This window comes from Glutamicibacter sp. B1 (genome assembly GCF_039602135.1).
In the GTDB taxonomy this organism is placed as follows: Bacteria; Actinomycetota; Actinomycetes; order Actinomycetales; family Micrococcaceae; genus Glutamicibacter; species Glutamicibacter ectropisis.
This window is the reverse complement of sequence record NZ_CP125942.1, coordinates 84,890-103,708: the sequence shown is the minus strand read 5'-3', so window position 1 is coordinate 103,708 and position 18,819 is coordinate 84,890. Positions and strand designations below refer to the sequence as shown.

General features: G+C 57.4%; 20 protein-coding genes. 7 read left to right on the top strand and 13 right to left on the bottom strand.

Going from position 1 to position 18,819, the window contains the following annotated elements; translation table 11 throughout:
• Positions 1-68: 68 nt before the first annotated feature.
• From hpt to dacB, 4 genes are read right to left on the bottom strand one after another with little or no spacing between them, the layout of a single operon-like run.
• Complete coding sequence (gene hpt, locus QMQ05_RS00490; RefSeq protein ID WP_345472117.1) at positions 69-620, bottom strand: hypoxanthine phosphoribosyltransferase; 552 nt, start codon at positions 618-620, stop codon at positions 69-71.
• A gap of 49 nt (positions 621-669) precedes the next feature.
• Entirely contained in the window at positions 670-1,611 is a 942-nt protein-coding gene (gene tilS, locus QMQ05_RS00485; RefSeq protein WP_345472115.1) for a tRNA lysidine(34) synthetase TilS, read from the bottom strand.
• Entirely contained in the window at positions 1,608-2,528 is a 921-nt protein-coding gene (locus tag QMQ05_RS00480; protein WP_345472114.1) for a zinc-dependent metalloprotease, read from the bottom strand. The genes tilS and QMQ05_RS00480 overlap by 4 nt, the downstream gene beginning before the upstream one ends.
• A 17-nt stretch (positions 2,529-2,545) precedes the next feature.
• Positions 2,546-3,910 carry a D-alanyl-D-alanine carboxypeptidase/D-alanyl-D-alanine endopeptidase gene (gene dacB, locus QMQ05_RS00475; protein WP_345472112.1) on the bottom strand — a complete coding sequence of 455 codons (1,365 nt, stop codon included), beginning with the start codon at positions 3,908-3,910 and terminating at the stop codon, positions 2,546-2,548.
• A 97-nt stretch (positions 3,911-4,007) separates the two neighbouring features.
• On the opposite strand from dacB, the gene QMQ05_RS00470 reads away from it, so the two are divergent.
• Positions 4,008-4,487: an inorganic diphosphatase gene (locus QMQ05_RS00470; protein WP_013347472.1), complete on the top strand. Its 480-nt coding sequence runs from the start codon at positions 4,008-4,010 to the stop codon at positions 4,485-4,487.
• A 382-nt stretch (positions 4,488-4,869) separates the two neighbouring features.
• On the opposite strand, the gene QMQ05_RS00465 is transcribed toward QMQ05_RS00470, so the two are convergent.
• Positions 4,870-6,063, bottom strand: coding sequence for a DNA recombination protein RmuC (locus tag QMQ05_RS00465; RefSeq protein ID WP_345472109.1), 1,194 nt, complete (start codon positions 6,061-6,063; stop codon positions 4,870-4,872).
• A gap of 46 nt (positions 6,064-6,109) precedes the next feature.
• Between QMQ05_RS00465 and QMQ05_RS00460 the strand changes: the two genes are divergently transcribed.
• Positions 6,110-6,715 (top strand): pyroglutamyl-peptidase I, encoded by a 606-nt coding sequence (locus tag QMQ05_RS00460; RefSeq protein WP_345472107.1) that lies wholly within the window; start codon positions 6,110-6,112, stop codon positions 6,713-6,715.
• On the opposite strand, the gene QMQ05_RS00455 is transcribed toward QMQ05_RS00460, so the two are convergent.
• Entirely contained in the window at positions 6,712-8,109 is a 1,398-nt protein-coding gene (locus QMQ05_RS00455; protein ID WP_345472105.1) for a PLP-dependent aminotransferase family protein, read from the bottom strand. The genes QMQ05_RS00460 and QMQ05_RS00455 overlap by 4 nt on opposite strands.
• A gap of 60 nt (positions 8,110-8,169) precedes the next feature.
• Here QMQ05_RS00455 and QMQ05_RS00450 point away from each other — a divergent pair, with 60 nt between their 5' ends.
• Complete coding sequence (locus tag QMQ05_RS00450; RefSeq protein ID WP_345472103.1) at positions 8,170-8,796, top strand: YczE/YyaS/YitT family protein; 627 nt, start codon at positions 8,170-8,172, stop codon at positions 8,794-8,796.
• Positions 8,797-9,216: 420 nt separating this feature from the next.
• A complete protein-coding gene (locus QMQ05_RS00445; RefSeq protein WP_345472101.1) occupies positions 9,217-9,819 on the top strand; it encodes a hypothetical protein in 603 nt (200 codons plus the stop codon).
• A 15-nt stretch (positions 9,820-9,834) separates the two neighbouring features.
• Here the strand turns inward: QMQ05_RS00445 and QMQ05_RS00440 are convergent, their stop codons facing one another.
• Together QMQ05_RS00440 and serS are read right to left on the bottom strand one after the other, a co-directional pair.
• A complete protein-coding gene (locus QMQ05_RS00440) occupies positions 9,835-10,665 on the bottom strand; it encodes an HAD family hydrolase (protein WP_345472099.1) in 831 nt (276 codons plus the stop codon).
• A 124-nt stretch (positions 10,666-10,789) separates the two neighbouring features.
• Positions 10,790-12,067, bottom strand: coding sequence for a serine--tRNA ligase (gene serS / locus QMQ05_RS00435; protein WP_345472097.1), 1,278 nt, complete (start codon positions 12,065-12,067; stop codon positions 10,790-10,792).
• A gap of 38 nt (positions 12,068-12,105) precedes the next feature.
• On the opposite strand from serS, the gene QMQ05_RS00430 reads away from it, so the two are divergent.
• Positions 12,106-13,152 carry a diacylglycerol/lipid kinase family protein gene (locus tag QMQ05_RS00430; RefSeq protein ID WP_345472095.1) on the top strand — a complete coding sequence of 349 codons (1,047 nt, stop codon included), beginning with the start codon at positions 12,106-12,108 and terminating at the stop codon, positions 13,150-13,152.
• A 72-nt stretch (positions 13,153-13,224) separates the two neighbouring features.
• On the opposite strand, the gene pheA is transcribed toward QMQ05_RS00430, so the two are convergent.
• Both pheA and QMQ05_RS00420 read right to left on the bottom strand, forming a co-directional pair.
• Positions 13,225-14,148, bottom strand: a complete 924-nt coding sequence (gene pheA / locus QMQ05_RS00425) for a prephenate dehydratase (RefSeq protein ID WP_345472093.1) — start codon at positions 14,146-14,148, stop codon at positions 13,225-13,227.
• The gene (locus tag QMQ05_RS00420) at positions 14,145-14,471 is read right to left on the bottom strand and encodes a rhodanese-like domain-containing protein (RefSeq protein WP_345472092.1); all 327 of its coding nucleotides are present in this window, start codon (positions 14,469-14,471) and stop codon (positions 14,145-14,147) included. The genes pheA and QMQ05_RS00420 overlap by 4 nt, the downstream gene beginning before the upstream one ends.
• A gap of 68 nt (positions 14,472-14,539) precedes the next feature.
• Between QMQ05_RS00420 and QMQ05_RS00415 the strand changes: the two genes are divergently transcribed.
• Together QMQ05_RS00415 and QMQ05_RS00410 are read left to right on the top strand one after the other, a co-directional pair.
• Positions 14,540-15,889 carry an amidase gene (locus tag QMQ05_RS00415; RefSeq protein ID WP_345472090.1) on the top strand — a complete coding sequence of 450 codons (1,350 nt, stop codon included), beginning with the start codon at positions 14,540-14,542 and terminating at the stop codon, positions 15,887-15,889.
• 52 nt (positions 15,890-15,941) lie between these two features.
• Positions 15,942-17,399, top strand: a complete 1,458-nt coding sequence (locus QMQ05_RS00410; RefSeq protein WP_345472088.1) for a peptide MFS transporter — start codon at positions 15,942-15,944, stop codon at positions 17,397-17,399.
• Positions 17,400-17,456: 57 nt separating this feature from the next.
• Here QMQ05_RS00410 and QMQ05_RS00405 read toward each other — a convergent pair whose 3' ends face one another.
• From QMQ05_RS00405 to QMQ05_RS00395, 3 genes are read right to left on the bottom strand one after another with little or no spacing between them, the layout of a single operon-like run.
• The gene (locus tag QMQ05_RS00405; protein WP_345474582.1) at positions 17,457-17,669 is read right to left on the bottom strand and encodes a helix-turn-helix domain-containing protein; all 213 of its coding nucleotides are present in this window, start codon (positions 17,667-17,669) and stop codon (positions 17,457-17,459) included.
• Complete coding sequence (locus QMQ05_RS00400) at positions 17,670-18,431, bottom strand: hypothetical protein (RefSeq protein WP_345472087.1); 762 nt, start codon at positions 18,429-18,431, stop codon at positions 17,670-17,672. It abuts the gene before it with no gap.
• A gap of 60 nt (positions 18,432-18,491) precedes the next feature.
• The gene (locus QMQ05_RS00395) at positions 18,492-18,815 is read right to left on the bottom strand and encodes a DUF4190 domain-containing protein (RefSeq protein ID WP_058256651.1); all 324 of its coding nucleotides are present in this window, start codon (positions 18,813-18,815) and stop codon (positions 18,492-18,494) included.
• Positions 18,816-18,819: the final 4 nt, after the last annotated feature.

Below are 18,819 nucleotides of genomic sequence, written 5' to 3'. Positions count from 1 at the left end.
ACTTCTCTGGCGTCCGGGTCACGCCACCTTCGATACTTCACAACGCCCTAGTGGCGAAAAAAGTTCCCCTACTGGTAGATATGCGGAGCCAAGGTGCCCACGCAGTCCAGGTTGCGGTACTTTTCCGCGTAGTCCAGGCCGTAGCCCACGACAAATTCATTAGGAATATCCATGCCGACGTACTTCACGTCGATCTCTACCTTGGCAGCCTCAGGCTTGCGCAGCAGTGCACAAATTTCTACCGAAGCTGGACCACGGGATTCAAGGTTGGACTTCAGCCAGGACAGGGTCAGACCGGAGTCAATGATGTCCTCAACGATCAATACGTGCTTGCCCATAAGATCTGAGTCCAGGTCCTTGAGGATACGTACCACGCCGGAGGACTGGGTACCGGAACCGTAGGAGGACACTGCCATCCAATCCATGGTCAGGTGTGATTCCAGTGCGCGGACCAGGTCAGCCATGATCATCACGGCACCCTTGAGCACACCCACGACGAGAATGTCGCGGCCTTCGTAGTCCTTGTCGATCTGCGCGGCGAGTTCTGCCACGCGTGTCTGGATTTCTTCCTTGGTGTACAGAACATGCGCCAGATCGGCTTTGACTGCATTGGAATCCACGAGGGTTCTCCTGATTTTAGAGGTGTGGTACTTACCTAGAGTGCCACATTTAGTGAACTGTTGTTGAGCCGGTCCTCGTGAAAACGATCACCGACCGCTGCCGGAAGGCACTGATTTTGCCATCTAGTTGCACCGGACCAGCAGATTTGGACTTGGGCACACCGATTCCGGCCAGCGCGCATAGCGCTTGTGTTCGCTCATGGCCCACATTTTTTGCTCCGGCTTCGATGGCACAAAGACGTAACACTCGTGAGGCTACAGCCACCGGAAGTTTGCTGAGTTCAGACAGGTTCAGCCCGTGCGCTTCCGTGGCCTGCTGTGCCCAGAGATCTAAGGCGTCGGCATCGGCCGCGGCTAGGGTGGCGGTGCGGGCTAAGGCCTCGGGCAGGTGCTCACCGAGTTGGCTTCGCAAAAACGGCAAGATTTCGTGGCGGATCTGGTTCCGGCGGTAGCTGGTGTCAGTATTACTCGGATCCTGCCAGTACACCATGTTGGCCTGCTCGCAGATCTCTTCGGTTTGTTTGCGCGTCAATTCCAAAAGGGGACGGCGGTAGGGTCCACGTTCGGCTGGGATCCCGGCTAAGGATCGGGTCCCCGATCCACGCAGTAACCCGAGCAGGACCTGTTCGGCCTGATCATCGCGGGTGTGTGCCAGCAGTAAATTTTGAGCGCCGGTATCCGTCAGCGCTTGCTCAAATTTTTCATAGCGCGCGGTTCGTGCGGAAGCTTCATCATTGGAGGTCTGTACGCGGTAGGTGAGCACCGGTTCCAGTTCCAACTCACGGCATTGCTCGGCAGCACGCTGCGCCACGCCGGCGCTATCGGACTGTAATCCGTGGTCCACGATCACTGCCCCGAAGCGATCTGGCAAGGTGGCCGCCGCAATGGCTAGGGCTAGCGAGTCCGCGCCGCCGGAGACCCCAATGAGAGTCAGCCCTGGGCCGGTGACCCGAGAGATAGCGGAGCGAGCAGCAAACAGGGCCTGGCTCATTGGGTGCGGGCCAGCCAACGTTCAGGGTGGTCAAGTTCCTCGCCGGTGGGAAATAGTTCTCGGGAGCTGAAGACCTGATTAAATCCTTCATATCCGATGTCGTTAACCACATGGCGCACGAACTTGGCTCCGCGCTTGTACTGCAGGGCCTTGGCATCTAGGCCTAGGAGCTTTCCTAACAAGGTCGCCAACGCGGAACGGTTTTCGCCGCGGGCTTCGAAGCGTCGACGGATGGTCTTAATGCTTCCAATAGTGGTGACGTCATTCATGACCACCATGGCGTGGCCTTCCAGCACCGACATGATGCTGGTCAGCTCGCTGACCTCGGATTTCATGGACTTAAGCCGTTCACCGAGTTGGTTCATGGAACCTTCATTTTCCAGTGGTCCAAAGGCTTCGGCGATGGTGGACTTCATGACTTCGGGAATCCATGGCGCATATTCAAACTGCAGGCGGTGGGTCTGTTCATGGGTGGCAATCCATAGATAAAAATCTCTGGCGTTGAGGTTGAGTTCCCCACGGATCTGGGTGATGGTCGGGGCGTTCAGTAGCAATCGTGGGCCGACAAAGGGATCAAATTGTCCTAGCACTCGGGTGCCCAGTACCGAAAGTACTGCACCAAGTTCGGCTCCGGTCACGGCCGGGACCAGGGCGGGCACGTTAACGTCTGCTGGGAGCATCGCTTCAAAGTTTTGGCTGACGGCCTTGGCCCAACCAGCCCGGTCTACCACGAGGGTTTGTGAAGGTGCGGTGGAGGTGAGCTTGGAGATTCTTTCGGCCTCTGTCAGTCCTTCACCGGCGGCAATACGCAGCTCTTCAACAATGCGGGCAGCATCTTTTTTGACGATTTTTGGTCCGGCAGGCATCAGCGTTTTGGCCGCATTGACCGCTAATTTCCAATCAACAACCTTGTTCATGTGCTGCTCCTGATCCTTTAGCTCTGGCAGCCGCAACCGCGGATGGCGGTCACTGCTGAGTCGATAATCGGCTTGTGCGGTGCGAGTGTTCCACCCGGTTGGTGGGCAAAAATTGAGAAGGCAAGCAACCGCCCATCTTGGGTAATGGTCATTCCGGTCAGTGTGGCGACTCCGGTCAACGAGCCGGTTTTGGCACGCACCAATCCCAGTGTGGACTGTTGACCTAAGCGCTTCATGAGTGTCCCGTTGTAGCCTGCCACCGGCAAGGAATACACCAGTTCACGCAGTTCCGGCTTGTTGCTGGTGGCCGCTGCGCGCAGCACAGTGGTCAGAGCGGCGGGAGAAATTTTGTTCTGTGCCGCCAAGCCGCTGGTATCGACCAGTTGCACGCCTTCTGCCCCGTGCTCTCCAGCGACCGCTGCTACGGCGGCCCCTGCCTGCTCGGGGGCGACACCGCGTTTGATGGCCACGAGTCGTCCCATGGTTTCGGCGATGTAATTATCGGAGACCAACAGCATGTGTTTGATGATCTGCCGTAGGGGCGCTGATTTAACCTCGGTGATCTTCTCGCCACCGTCATAGGATCCGCGTCCACCTTCGGTAACCTTCACCGAGGCGCTAAGTTCTTTTGAAAAGACCTTGCGTACTTGTTCGGCAGCATCGGACTGGTACGCGGCGTTGGTGCTTTCCCCGGCACGTCCGGCGTAGTGCGCGATCGGGTAGACCTCGCCGATGTTGTTGGACGTGAAGAGCGACTTATCCCAGGCAGAGTTATTGTGGGCGTCGCCAAAGAACGAGTCATCGAGCCACAATGTCACTTCGCTGATGCCACGGGTTTTGAGTTCTTTAGCGGTTTGTTCGGCGAGGGTGGCCAATCCGGCGTAACCTTTGGGGTGGGAGGGGTCTGATTTTCCGTCGCCCAGCAGGACGTCTCCCCCACCATGCAAAATCAGGGTATTTCCATCAAGTAAGACCGATGTGGATAGCTGACTGTCTCCGCCCAAGGTGTCTAAGGCAGCCAGTGCGGTCACGACCTTCAGGCTGGAGGCCGGGGTGCCGTTGGTGCCGGCGTTGCGGTCATACAGGACCGTGTCGCTGGCAACGTCAACAACTTGCGCGTTAAAGCTGGTGCCGTCCGAGGTATCGGCCAGGATCGCATCAAGTTGTGCGGTCAGTGTTGCAGCATCGGGAATCGGGGCGTCAGGATTGAGGTCAGCCACGGTGACCGCGTCTTTTTCGGCCAGCTGCGCGCTGGCCGGGGTGTAGAAAGCTTCGGGCTCACCGGTGAAGAAACGCGGGGCCAGCACCATGGCCAGAATGACTGCAACCACGCCTAGCACGGCCACCCCCAGCGTAAGCGCGCGTCGGGCGGCAGTGTTCATATGGTTACATTCCTCTCGAAGTTTTATCGAAGGGGCCCTTCGGGGCGATACCCTTATTAGCGGATAACCCTAAGACTAGTTTAGGAGCGTGCTTTTCATGAGCCACGACGTGACCATCGAGATCCCAACCGGATCGCGCGTCAAGTACGAGATCGACCACGAGACCCACCGCCTGCGTTTGGATCGCGTGCTGTTCACCTCGATGCAGTACCCAACCCACTACGGTTACTTCGACGATACTCTGGGCGAAGATGGTGATCCATTGGATGCCATGGTTTACATCCCAGGCGTAGACCTGATCCCAGGTGTTGTTGTTGAGGCCCGCCCGATTGGCGTATTCAACATGACCGACGATGGCGGTGGCGATGCCAAGCTGCTGTGCGTTCCTGCCGACAAGCGCTTTGATCACATCAAGGAACTTGAAGACATCGACGAATGGCTGATCAAGGAAATCGAGCACTTCTTCACCCGCTACAAGGACCTGGAACCAGGCAAGTGGGTTAAGGCTGAAGGCTGGGAAGGCCGCGAAGCTGCTGAAGCTGAGCTGGCTCGTTCCATCGAGCGTTTCAAGGCCTAGGCCACAACTAATGGCGGCAACCGATCGGTTGCCGCCATTTGTTTCTTAATCTACGACTTTCTTAAACTGCGGACGAGATCCGGATGCGCTGATTGCTGCTGCGAGATTAGGCCATCTAAAAACCTCAGATCTCCGGCAGCTGCGTTTCGAAGAGCCCGCAAAGTTCCCAGGTCTAGAAGCCCTGACTCACGGAATGAGTAGGGGCAGCGGCCACGCACAGTCACCCGGCTTTATTCTTTGTTTTTTCGTTGGTTCCGACGGCGCCCAAATGCGGCGCAGGCAGCAATGAATGCCATACCGAAAAGCATCGCCAGCAAATACTCAGGTCCCATATTGACCTCCCGATTCGGGGTTCGATTCTGCCACCACGCTACCAAAAACCTCAGATCTCCGGCAGGATCCCTGGCAACTGCGTTTCAGCGTTCAGCGACTGCACATCGCGTAGCGTGCGTTCCACCGCACGCGTCCTGGTTCCGGCAGCCTGCACGGTATTTTGTGCTGCCGAGAGTTGTTTGCCCAGTTTGTCCCAGACATCCCCGTACTTGCGGAATTCCTCCTTGGCCCCAGCCAATACCTTCCACACTTCGCTGCTACGTTTCTCGATGGCTAGGGTCCGGAATCCCATTTGCAGGGAGTTGAGCAAGCTCATCAACGTAGTTGGCCCGGTGACCAATACTCGGTGTTCGGTCTGAAGTTTGCTAGCTAGTCCGGGGCGGCGTACTACTTCAGCAAACAGTCCCTCGGTGGGCAGGTACATGATGGCAAAGTCAGTGCTGTGCGGAGGGGCAATGTATTTGGAGATCAGCTTGGCTTGTTCCACGATTGCGCGGTCCAAGGCCCTATTGGCCTGTTCGATGGCCGCCAGATCCCCGGATTCTTGGGCGTCGAGCAGACGCTCATAGTCTTCCTGAGGCAGCTTCGAGTCAATCGGTAGGTAGATTTCCCCGTCTTCCCGCCCAGGGAGGATTACGGCAAATTCCACCAGCTCGCGACTACCGGGAACGATACTGACGTTCTGCGCATACTGATCCTTGGTGAGAATGTCTTCCAGTTGCCGCTCCAATTGAACTTCACCCCAGGAACCGCGACTCTTCACATTGATCAAGACGCGCTTGAGCCCACCGACGTCCTGGGCCAGCGACTGCATCTCTCCCAGTCCTTGCTGGACCATTTCTAGTCTCTTGCTAACCAGCTCGAAGCTTTCGCCCAGACGTTTCTCCAGAGTGCCCTGTAGTTTCTCATCCACGGTTTCACGCATCTGATCCAGCTTGGCTTCGTTGCCGGCGCGTAGCTTGTCCATTTGTTCCTGCATTAGCGTCTGCAGTTGCAGGTGGCGGCGGGCATTGCCCTCAGCCATGGACCCCAACTTGGCATCGATCTCGGTACGGATTTCGGCCAAGTTCTGCCGTAGCTCTCCACGCTGCGCACCCAAGTCTTGGCGCAACTCACCATGGGTGGAACGAACAGCTTCTCTAATGGCTTCGTTATCCCCGCCAGTTCGCCGTATCAGCAACAAAGCAATACATGCCGTTGCAAGAATATTGATGACCACCAGTACAAACACCGCAATTATCATGCTCTAAACCTATCGTTGAGCACCGACAGTTAGGCATAATGAGCTCATGCACATTCTGGTGACAGGTTTTGAACCCTTCGGCAGTGACACGATCAACGCCAGCGCAGAAGTCGTGTTTCGACTCCCCAAGTCGATGGGCCCGCACCGAATAAGCACTGCCACCCTGCCGGTCGCTTTCGCCACCTCGGGACCAGCGCTTGAACAGCTGGTGGACGAGCACCAGCCGGACATACTGCTCTGCCTCGGTGAAGCCGGAGGCCGCAACGCGATCACTCCCGAGGCCTACGGGGTCAACATTAATGACGCCCGGATTCCAGACAATAATGGTCATCAGCCACGCGGCCACGTGATTGACCCGCAAGCCCCTCCTAGGCGTCCGGCGGGCCTCGATCCGAATATCGTGGTGGAGATCCTAGTCCGCGCAGGATTCAATGCTTCGGTGTCCGATGATGCAGGAAAGTTCGTCTGCAACCATATTGCATTCACTGCTTATGGCTTGAGAGTCCCGGCCTTATTCATCCATGTGCCAGCGGTGCGCCCCACCGGAGCCCGAGCCCTCGTCGGAGCCGAAACCGATGGGGCAACTGTCGATTCAGGCTGGAGCTTTGAGCAGCTGACCGATGCCATAATGACCGTAATAGCGAGCCTCTAAGCCACCTGTCGCCACGCCTGGATAATTGCCGGCAGTGCCTTTTCCAGCTCTTCCCGGCCTTGAGCATAGGGAAGGCGCACATAGTGCTCGAGCCCGTGCCCATCCACCGCAAAAGTGGACCCCGGAGCGAGCAGCACCGAGGTGAGTTTCCGCGCCAGCGCGGTGGATCGCGGACTTGGCAGGTGGCACCACAGGCTCAACCCGCCAGCCGGATTATTCGGCCGCCAGTCAGGCAGGTGCTCCGCCAACTGACCCAGCATCCAGTCGCGGTTGTCGCGCAGCTGGGCCCGGGTCTGTTCACTTAATGCCGTGCCGGAATTGAGCAGGTTGGTCAGCACCAGCTGTTCGAGGATTGGCACACCCAAGTCCATGCTCATACGAGATCTCGCGATGGCTCCGGTGAGGTGTCTCGGGGAACGGATCCACCCGAGCCGCAACCCGCCCCAGTGCGATTTGCTCGCACTTCCCACGGTAATCAGGTTCTTGGAGTAGGCGGCCATGGGCAGGGTTTGTGGGCGTTCATCGAGCCAGAGGTCCACGCAGGTTTCATCAACAATTCCCACGGTGCCAGAAGCATCTAAGGCTCGCGCCCACGCCTTGCGTCCATCATCATCCAAGAGCGTTCCCACGGGATTGTGGAAGTCCGGCAGGCAGAGCATCGCTTTGGCCCCGGTGGTGTGTAGCATCTGCGAAATCTGCGAGATGTCCGAGCCCGAAGCATCGATTGGCACTCCGACAGCTTTGGCTCCGGTGGCTTTGAGGGCCAAAAGCGAATTCGGGTAGGTGGGGGTCTCAGCCAACACTTTCTGACCTCGGCCCAGCACCGCACGTCCGGCCGCCGCCACACCAGGCAGTGCGCCGGTGGTGACGATCATCTGGTCGGCGCCGGTAGGTAGGCCGCGTGCAGTGTAATAGTCGGCTAGGGCCTGACGTAACGCATCGAGCCCCAGCGGGTAGTAGCCCATGGTTGCTGCGTAGGCGGGAAGCTCCGCTACCGCTTGCGCGTAGTTTTCCACCATGCCTGCTGGAGCACTGGGTGCGGCACAGGTCAGGTCAATGGCCGTACTGGAGCTTACCGGGCCAAATCCGCCTAAGGGTAGTGGTTCAGATCCACCTGCCGCCGGCCCGCCAGGAATTTGGGCCACGGTGCCCGAGCCCTGTCGAGAAGTGGCGTAGCCAGCCTCGCGTAGTTCGGCGTAGGCACGGGAGACCGTGGTGCGGCTCAACTTCAAGGCGGCAACGACGTCGCGTTCACTCGGTAGAGCGGTGCCGTGCAGGATGCGGCCGTTAGCAATCAATGAGCGAAGGGTTGAATAGAGCCAGCGATAGGCGGGTTGTCGCGGGTCGATGTCGCCGAGCATGGCAACCAGCGAGATGGCTGTGATGCGCCCCATAAAGCCACTCCTTCAAAATTGGCTATTTTTTCTAATACCAATTTATCGGATGATTTTTATATGACGATCACCAACCTCACTCCGCGCCAACAACTGAGCTCAGGAAGGGTGCCCCTGCGCCTGACCAATCTCTTCATCGGGCTGACGCTCTACGCGCTGGCCATGGCGTTGATTATTCGCGCGCAGCTGGGTGTGGACCCCTGGGACGTCTTCCACTTGGGGCTGGCGAATTACCTACCACTTTCACTGGGTGTGATCGTTATTCTCACCGGGGTGCTGATCTTGTTGGCATGGATCCCGCTGAAGCAATGGCCCGGCATTGGCACCATTGCCAATGCGCTCTACATCGGCGTAGCGCTGGACTTCTTCCTCTGGGTGTTACCCGAGGTGCATTCCCTGGGCTGGCAGATTGCGGTGTTCGCCGTAGCCATCATCATCAACGGACTGGGCGGTGCAATGTACATTGGCAGCCATTTCGGAGCCGGTCCGCGCGACGGGCTGATGACCGGACTGCACCTGCGCACCGGATTGTCCATCCGTCTGGTACGCACCGCGCTAGAGCTTACGGTATTGGGCATCGGCTGGCTGATGGGTGGCCCGGTAGGCATTGGAACGGTGGCCTACGCCCTGTTGATCGGACCAGCCACGCAGTTCTTCTTCCGCTGGACGATCATCCGACTGCCCTAACCGGGTTACCCTAACGCCGCACTAGTCGCCTGCGGCTTCAAAGAAGAGGGCGGCAGTGGCCGGGACCGACTGGACCAATGGCCTAGGGCCCGAAGCTGCCGCTCATTGGCCAACTGCCACTCTATAGCCATGACCTAGATCGGAGGGTGTGAGCGGTTAGTACCACTAATATTCGGAATCACCGGAACTGCTTCATTCTTGACCACCCTGAATTTCGGGTTACCTCGGCAACACCGCGATCTTTCCGGTTCAAGATTGGCTCTGCACTGAATTAATGAGAGCACAATTTGTATCGACATAATCAGGGCTGAGCAGTATCGAATACCCATCAAACGCCAGCAAAGCACTTAGATTTCACGACGACACAACGCATGTGGCAGTACCCACGACAAATGAAGCTTCACACGCAATACTGGAAATATGTTTGTTGTTGCGCTCAGCCCCCGGCCCCGCTCGGTCACCGATGTTGCCGACGCCAGCGAGCAATTATGGCACCAGCTCTCGCAAGTAGACACCCATGCACCCTTCACCGCATTGAGCGGTCAATTATTACTGGGTGTACCCAAAGATCCCGAAGCCGCCGTGGATGCGCTGATGCGCGTGGCCAGACTGAACTTCTGCAATATTGGACTGGGTATCGGAAGCCTCTATGAGCCGGTACCGACCGAGGCAGACTTGGTGGAAGGCAAGGCCGCACGCCGAGCCCTGGGTGCTTTGGAAGCGGCCAGTCACCGCGGTGAACGGGTACCAATTTGCGTCTCCTCGGGCACCGATGAGACGGATGCCGAACTAGAGGGCCTGCTGCGCATGCTGGGCCAGTGGATTCGCACCCGTACCGAGGCTGAATGGTCAGTGGTGGATCTGCTCACCCCGGGAGTGCGTGGTCAGCAGAAAGCCGTGGCCGAAATTCTTGGCATTACCCCGCAGGCGGTGTCTGCTGCCATCGTGCGTTCCGGGTATAACGATGAGCTCGGCGCACGAGCCGCCATTGCCCGACTGCTGGAATTCACTGACCAGCTTTAGCGCGCAATGGCAGGACTAGCCTTCGAGAAGTCTTTCGAGAACGATCGCCAGACCATCGTCATCGACGCCTTCGGTCACGGCGTCCGCGGCGTCCTTAACTTCATCCGGCGCTTGGCCCATGGCTACGCCATGACCAGCCCACTGGAGCATTTCGATGTCATTGCGGCCATCGCCTACGGCCAGTGAATCGGCCAGATCAAATTTGAGGATCGCGCGTAGGCGCTCCAGACCACTAGCTTTGGTGGTGCCGTCGGCGGCGATATCCAGCCACGCGGTCCACCCTACGGAGTAGGTCACTCCGGATAGGCCCAGGCCTTGCACCGCATGACCGAATTCCTCGGCAGTATTGTCGGTGGAGAACACCACAACACGCACGGCCTTATTGCTGAGTAATTCTTCGAAATCCACAACCCTGGTTTCTGCGCCAAAGCTGGCATCGCCAAAGGCTTGGTTAGATAGAAATTCGCCACGCTCGTTTTCCAGCGCGTACTTGGCCTTGGGCAACTGCTTCCACAGGGCCTTGAGTGCTACCGAAGGATCAAAAACTTCGCGGTGAATCACTTCGATGTCATTCGCGCTCACCTTGGCCAGCACACCACCATTGCTGACGACCACGTAACCATGGTCAATACCGAGTTCTTGCATGATGGGCAGGGCAGCTCCCAGCGACCGTCCGGTGGAGATAATCACTTCGTGACCTTGTTCCACCACAGCACGGGCTGCTTCGCGCACCCGCTGGCTCATTTGCCCCTGATGGTTGACGATAGTTCCGTCCACATCAAGGCAAATCATCTTTTTTTGCTTATCTAGTCGGTCATCGTTGCCGATCTTTGTCATAACTGTCATGGCTCAAGTTAACCACCACCACCACATTTTGGCGATGACCCACGGCACAGGAGCAACTGAACAGCTGGTTAACGACAGTTGCCGGCCACCCGCAATGGATGACCGGCAACTATGTGAACCTGTTTTACTTGAGGACTTCGAGTCCGCCAAGGTATGGCTGCAACGCCTTAGGTACATTAACCGAACCGTCTGGGTTCTGGTGGTTTTCCAGAATCGCGACAATCCAGCGGGTGGTAGCCAAGGTGCCATTCAGGGTAGCGACCGCACGGGTCTTACCTGGCTTGCCGTCAACGATTTCGCGTTCGCGAATGTTCAAGCGGCGAGCCTGGAAGGTGGTGCAGTTAGAAGTTGAAGTCAACTCACGGAAAGCATCCTGAGTTGGCACCCATGCTTCGCAATCGAACTTGCGGGCGGCGCTCATGCCGAGGTCACCAGCGGCGGTATCGATCACGCGGTATGGAAGTTCCATGCGGCCAAGCATTTCTTCTTCCATGGCCAGCAGGTTCTGGTGCTCAGCTTCAGCATTCTCGATGCTGGTGTAGATGAACATTTCCAGCTTGTTGAACTGGTGCACGCGGATGATGCCACGGGTGTCCTTGCCGGCTGAACCTGCTTCACGGCGGTAGCACGAGGACCAACCGGCGTAGCGGATTGGCCCCTGCGACAGATCCATGATCTCGTCTGCGTGGTAACCAGCTAGGGCAACCTCGGAGGTGCCGACCAGGTACATGTTGTCACGCTCGAGCTTGTAGATCTCGTCGTCGTGCTCCACGTCGAAGCCGGTACCCTGCATGGTTTCTGGGCGAACCAAGGTTGGGGTGATCATCGGGATGAAGCCACGTTCCATGGCCACGTCCAAGGCCATGTTCATCATCGCGATTTCCAGGCGGGCGCCGATGCCCTTGAGGAAGTAGAAGCGCGAGCCAGAGACCTTGGCGCCACGTTCCATGTCAATCGCGTCGAGCTTCTCGGCGATTTGCAGGTGATCCAATGGTTCAAAGCCTTCGGCCTTAAAGTCACGGACCGTACCCACGTGCTTCACGACGGTGAAGTCGTCTTCGCCGCCGGCAGGAATGCCGTCGATGATCAGGTTCGGGATCAGGCGCTGTAGCTCGGTGCACTTGGCAGAAGCTTCATCAGAGGCTGCCTGAGCAGACTTGACCGAGGAGGCCAGCTCTTTGACCTCGGCCAGTAGCGCGGTGCGCTCCTCGCCCTTAGCCTGGCCGACCTTCTTAGAGAACGCGTTCTGCTCGGCACGCAGGCGCTCGTAGGTGGCAATGGTTTCACGACGTGCCGTGTCAGCTGCCAATAGTTGGTCAACTAACGACTCGTCGGCACCGCGCGCGCGTTGCGAGGCACGGTACAAATCCGGATTTTCGGTGAGCATTTTCAGGTCGATCACACGTTAAGCGTAACAATCATGAGTACGATGAAGGCACTATGCAGAAAAATCGTGTGATCGTTTTCTCTGCCGTGGCCGCTGCAGCTGCCGCCGCGGCGACCAGTTGGTACTCCGTGCGTAAGCTCTCGCACTACCGAAAGCCATCGGCCCAAGAACCGCTGGCGGCCGAACATGTCACCGCCAACAAGGTGGCATTGGTCATCAATCCCTCCAAGTCAGGCGCTGAAGAAGCGCAGAAGGCTGTGGAGCGCGTGTGCGCCGAAGCTGGACTTGAAGCACCACTAGTCCTGCACACCACCAAGGAGAACGCTGGCCAAAACGCAGCCCGGGAAGCCTTGGATGCGCAATGCGACACAATTATTGCCGCCGGCGGTGATGGAACAATTCGTGCCGTCGCAGAAGTACTCGAAGGCACTGAAACCTCCCTCGGTGTGCTCCCACTGGGCACCGGAAACCTGCTGGCACGCAATGTCGAGATCCCTATCGATGATCTTCACACCGCAGCCCTGGTTGCCGTGCGGGGCATGGTGCGCCGTATCGATGTGGGACATATGAAGCTGAAACTGTTGGACGGTAACGAAGCTGACCATGCATTCTTAGTCATTGCTGGCGTTGGCACGGACGCGGATCTTTTTGATGACACGAACGAAGAACTCAAGTCCAAGGTTGGCTGGCTCGCGTACTCAGAAGCTGGCCTGCGCCAGCTTCCAGGCAAACGCAAGAAGGTCAACTTCAAGTTGGACGGAGACGAGAACTGGCAGTCCCGCAAGGTCCGCTCGGTACTCTTCGCCAACTGTGGCAAGTTGCAAGGCCTGGACTTTGTCCCGGACGCCAAAATTGACGATGGTGTGCTCGACGCGGTGATCCTTTCCCCACGCTCGGCCGCGGGGTGGATGTGGATCCTGCTCAAGACCGCATTCCGAGCTAAGAACAAAATTCCGGTGATGAGTTTCTATCAGACTCCAGGTGTTGCCTTGCGTTGCACCGAGCCGATGAATACCCAGATTGATGGGGATCCGACCGGTCAGGTGAACGAGTTGGAAGTCAGCGTCTCACCGAGCGCTTTGCGCCTGCGTACCCCGTAACTCAATAACTATTCTGCACACAGCGAAGGCTCTGCTGGTCCATGAGGATCAGCAGAGCCTTCTGCGTTGAAGCTACAGTCGATCGCGCAGCGATTTCACCCAGGCGCGGGCATCGCTGAACGCGGCATCGGAATTATGCGTATCTACAAATGGTTCAACACCCTGGGCAGCCGGGTAGGAACCGAGGAAGCGTAATTCTGGGGATACGCGGTGCAACCCAGAGAGGGCCGCTGCTACGCGTTCATCAGCGATGTGTCCTTCGAAATCCACGGAGAAGAAGTACTGGCCTAAGCCTTCTCCTGTGGGTCGTGATTCGATGCGTGAAAGGTTGACTCCGCGAGCGCTGAATTGCTCAAGAATCTCCATCAGTGCACCGGGACGGTCCTGTGGCAACGGCAGGATCAAGGTTGATTTATCCACGCCACTGGGCGCTGGAATCTTTCCCGGACGGGTCACCAGAATGAAGCGGGTGACCGCACCAATGTTGTCTTCCACGCCGCGCACCAGCACGTTCAGTCCGCGTTCTTCAGCTACCAGCGGGTTGCAGATCGCGGCGTCATGCTGCGGCTCATTCTCCGTCAGGGCCACTGCTGCGGCTGCGGTGGATGAGGCCGGGGTGAATACGGCAGCAGGGATACTCGCTTCGGCCCACAACCGACATTGAGCCCACGCATGCCCGTGGGTGGAGATCAATTGGATCTGGTCCAGCGAGGTAATGCCAGGGCGTACCGCCAAAACAAAGCTGATGGGCACAAGAATCTCTGCAATGATCTGCAGGGCTTGGCCCTGAGCGATGGCATCTAAGGTGGCGGAAACGCCACCTTCCACCGAATTCTCAATGGGCACCATGGCGGCATCAACACTGCCTTCACGCACCATGGACAGTGCAACGTTCACATTAGTTGCAGGGATACGCTGTGCGTCCACAGCCCCGGGAACCTGCAGTAGCGCCGACTCAGTAAAGGTGCCAGCAGGTCCCAGATAGGCGTATTTCATCGGACGGTAGGCTCCTGCCCGTTCTCCGATTCCATTGGTAGTCCGGCTTCAATCCACGAATCGGATCCACCGGCAATGTTGAAGGCGGTGTAGCCCATTCCAGTCAGCCATGAGGCAGCCTGAGCAGAACGCCCACCGGTACGGCAGATCACGTAGGTGTCCATGTCTGGGTCCAACTCGCCAACACGCTCCGGCAAAGTACCCAGCACGATATGCGTAGCACCGGTAGCGTGGCCAGCTTCCCACTCGAAGTCTTCACGCACGTCAAGGATGAAGGCATCCTTCGGGACATCGTTGACCGAAACAGTCTCAAAATCGCTCATGGCTAGCATTCCTCACTTTTAGGGTGTTTGCTTAATAAGACTAGTCATTTCCTGCGTCGAAAGCTGACATGTTTCCCACCAGCGCCTTGAAATTGCGAGACGACCTAGCCCGTGGCGAGATTTCAAGCCGCGAGCTCACCGAGCACTACCTGAACCGCATTGAGCAGCATCAGGACTTGGGCGCCTTTGTGCACGTGGCAGACGATGCGATGGCAGCGGCCGCCGCTGCCGATGAGGCGCAGGTGCGCTCTGAGACCGGCCGCCTGCATGGCCTACCGACGGCGTTCAAAGACCTTAACGACGTTACTGGGATGCCCACGACATATGGCTCGGCCGCAATAGATCATCCGGTAGCCACACGCGATCATTCGCTCGTGGAACGCTTGCGCGCCGAAGGTGTGGTGATTCTGGGTAAGACGCAGGTCCCAGAATTTGGGCTCAGTAGCCATTCGGAAAACCTGGTTAACCCACCATCTCGAAACCCCTTTGATCTGAAACGTTCTTCTGGTGGTTCATCGGGTGGGCAGGCAGCGGCAGTAGCTGCCGGACTGATTCCGCTGGGTCCAGGCTCCGATGGTGGTGGCTCGGTACGTATCCCGGCCGCTGCCTGTGGGCTCATTGGGCTCAAGCCATCGTTGGGGCGAGTTCCCTCAGACGTGTTGGACGGGTATGTTGATCCACTCGGTGCACCGAAACTCGCGGTCTCTGGTCCGTTGGCCCACGATGCGTTGGATGCTGCGCTGTTATTGGATGCCATGCGGGGCAAGGATCACTATCTGCCGCTGTTACAAGGTAGCTACCCACAGAGATTGACCGATCTGAACATTGGCTTCAGCGCTCACTCCCCCTTTGAATCTGTGTACGATATTTCGCTCTCTGTCGAGGCCCGTACCGCCTTTGAGCGGGGTCTGGAAATACTAGGAGGCCAGCGCCATCGGGTACAGCCTGCGCAGCTGGAGTACGCAACGGACTATCCGCAAACTTTTGCCACGGTGTGGACCAATGGGCTCAAGGACGTCCCGGTGAATGACGAGTCTTTGCTCGGTGAATTGGCGAGGGACTTTAGGCGCCGGGCTGCAGGACGGACGCTGGAGCAGAATCTGCAGGCGGGTTCACGACTGAAGCAGATCGCAGCTGATTTTGTGCGGCAATGGTCCGCCTACGACGTGATCGCTACTCCGGCCATGGCGAGCATTCCACCGCTGATCGGGCACTATACACAATCCACCGCGGATCACGATTATATGTTGCAGTGCCAGTACACCCCCTATACCTCGATGGTGAACGTCGCCTCAGTTGCTGCCATCACCATTCCGGTCACGACCACCGAGGATGGGTTACCAATGAGTATTCAGCTGATTTCTCCGCGATCTGACGAAGGACTGTTGCTTGCGTTAGCAGCCCAGATGCAGGTGTGAACTTTCCCATATAAGTAGGTACTCGAGTAGGCAAAAGCGAAAAATATTACGTATGTCTACTGCAACAACGAGCACTTCTAACACCGGAAGGACCTTCTTCGGTCACCCCGGTGCGCTCGCAAACCTCTTCAGCGTAGAAATGTGGGAGCGATTCTCCTTCTACGGCATGCAGGGTTTGCTGGCTTATTACATGTACTACTCGGTCACCGACGGTGGCTTGGGTATGGATCAGGGCCTAGCCCTGTCCTTGGTGGGTGCCTACGGTGGCGCCGTATACCTCTCCACTATTTTGGGTGCGTGGCTCTCGGACCGACTCTTTGGTTCCGAACGCGTACTGTTTTTCTCGGCCATCGCCATCATGCTCGGCCACATCGGCTTGGCGTTGCTGCCTGGTTACATTGGTTTGATCATTGGCCTGATCCTCGTTGCCGTGGGTTCAGGTGGCCTCAAGGCTAATGCTGTGGCACTGGTTGGATCACTCTACGCCAAGGATGATCCTCGCATTGATGCTGGATTCTCCCTGTTCTACATGGGCGTGAACATCGGTGGCCTGATCGGCCCACTGCTCACCGGCTGGCTGCAGGTGACCTACGGTTTCCACATCGGTTTTGGTGCCGCCGCCATTGGTATGGGTATCGGTCTAAGCATCTACGCAGCGGGACGTAAGAAGCTACCTGCTGGTGGCAATATCCCTAATAACCCATTGCCAGCTGCCGAGCGCAAGCGCTACGTCTTCATCTTTGCTGCCGTCCTGGTGATCATCATTGCTGCCTTTGCCACCAAGATCGTCACCCCAGAGAATCTGGCAAAAACCATCGCTTACGTGGTGATTGTTGCTTCTGTCATTTACTTTGCACTGATCTTGCGTAGTAAGAAGGTCAACGCCACGGAACGCAAGCAGGTCTGGGCCTTCATTCCGTTCTACATCGGCTCAGCAGCATTCTGGGCGCTGTTCCAGCAGCAGTTCACCTTCATTGCTGCATACTCAGATCAGCGTTTGGACCGCCACCTAGGTAACTGGGAAATGCCACCAAGCTGGGTGACCTCGATCAATCCAGTCTTCATCATCATCTTTGCCGGTGTATTTGCCGCCATGTGGACCAAGTTGGGCAAGCGTCAGCCACGCACTTCCCTGAAGTTCGGGCTTTCACTGGTGATCGTTGGCGCGGCTTTCCTGTGCTTCATTCCGCTGGAATCCTTCCCCAAGACCCCACTACTAGCCTTGGTGGGCATCTTGCTGCTGTGCACCTTTGCTGAGCTACTGCTCTCGCCAGTAGGCCAGGCCATTGCCACCAAGCTGGCTCCGGCCGCATTTGGTACCCAGATGATTGCGCTGTTCTTCCTGTCGGTATCCCTAGGCACCACCCTTTCGGGTGTGCTCGCCGGCTACTACACTCCGGGCAACGAGATTCCTTACTTCATCGCCATGGGTGGCACCGCCGTCGTTCTGGGTGTAGCCATGATGGCTGCAACTCCAGCATTGAAGAAGTTGATGGGTTCAATTCACTAAACTGAGCACGACGACACTGAGGCGCGGATCTTCTTAGCGAAGGTCCGCGCCGCGGTTTTAACGAAGCACCAGCAGGTCGCCGATCTCGCAACCCAACGCATGGCAAATGGCGACTAGAGTGCTGAAACGGATTGCCTTTGCGCGGTCGTTTTTGAGGACCGAAAGGTTCACCACCGACACGCCGACTATCTCGCTCAACTGAGTCACAGTCATTTCGCGTTCGGCAAGCAGTTCAGTTAGTCGGCAGTGTACGCCGCGAAGTTCCACCAGCTACACCAATCCGTCGGTATCGTGTTTCAACCGCTCGTTCTGCCGAGCCAAGCGCATTCCAGCATTCACCAGCTCAACCACAACTAAAATGGCCAGAGCCATGAACAACGGCCCAAATTCATAGTTGATGGAGAAGGTCAGCTCCGGCCAGGGCGAGGAACCGGGGAATTCTTGCTCGCCTACACTTGCATACCCGTCGACCCTCAGTGCTTCTTCGCCGACCCGGTAAGCGCCAATACCGGTAAGCGTCTGGCCGAGCAGGGTTCCAAAGGCCAGAGCCCCAGCGGAGAGCCTGCCCATTCGCAGCAGGGAGCCACTGAACGGCTTGGCGGAAATAAGTTTGTTGCACAGGGTGATGACCGCCGCCAGCACCGCGACCGCGGCCAGCCCGGAGACCAGCATGCCTGCGGCCAACAGTCCGCGCGTTGCAAAGCTCAGGTTCGTTGCGGTGACCGAGACCGTCGTGATTTCGCTGTGTACGGTTCCCGCATGGTCAGGAGTGACGCTTATGACCGAAGGATACTGCGGCCAGTAGGGCTCAACCGGCACCTGGACGTTCATCTCCCCATTGGCAAGCGCGGTCACGATGCCAATGAGCGCCGAACCACTGATCAGGATCAGACCGATCCAGGCGATGACCCTGGTGAAGGCGAGAACCCCGCCCGCGCTGGATGCCCTGCCGCGCAATGCGTAAGCAATTCCGAGAACGACCAGCACCCCAAGCAAGCAAAGTATCAGCAGCGATGGAAATAGTATGCTCACAACAAACCTATCGATATTCGTTAACAACGATTATCGATAATATAGCATGGCTTGGTCTATTTACGAGTAGGTCATGTTCTCGTCATAGGAATAGCTTCCGTACTCGGAACCGATGAACCAGATAAACCAGATCATTGCCGCGTAAGCGAGGATGGCTAGGGCTAATCCGAACCATGAGGTGATGAGTCCAGCTAAAGCCAACCCTCTAGATTGCGGTTCACGACGGTAGGCCATGTGTCCTGTAATGACTCCGGCCAGCGGAACGAGGATAATAGCAGCAAAGCCCAACATCGATAAGATGCCCAGCACTAAGGAAGCCACGGACAATCCGGTGGACTCTCGAGGTGGCTGGTAGGGATATTGCGGATACTGGTAGTAGCTCATCACC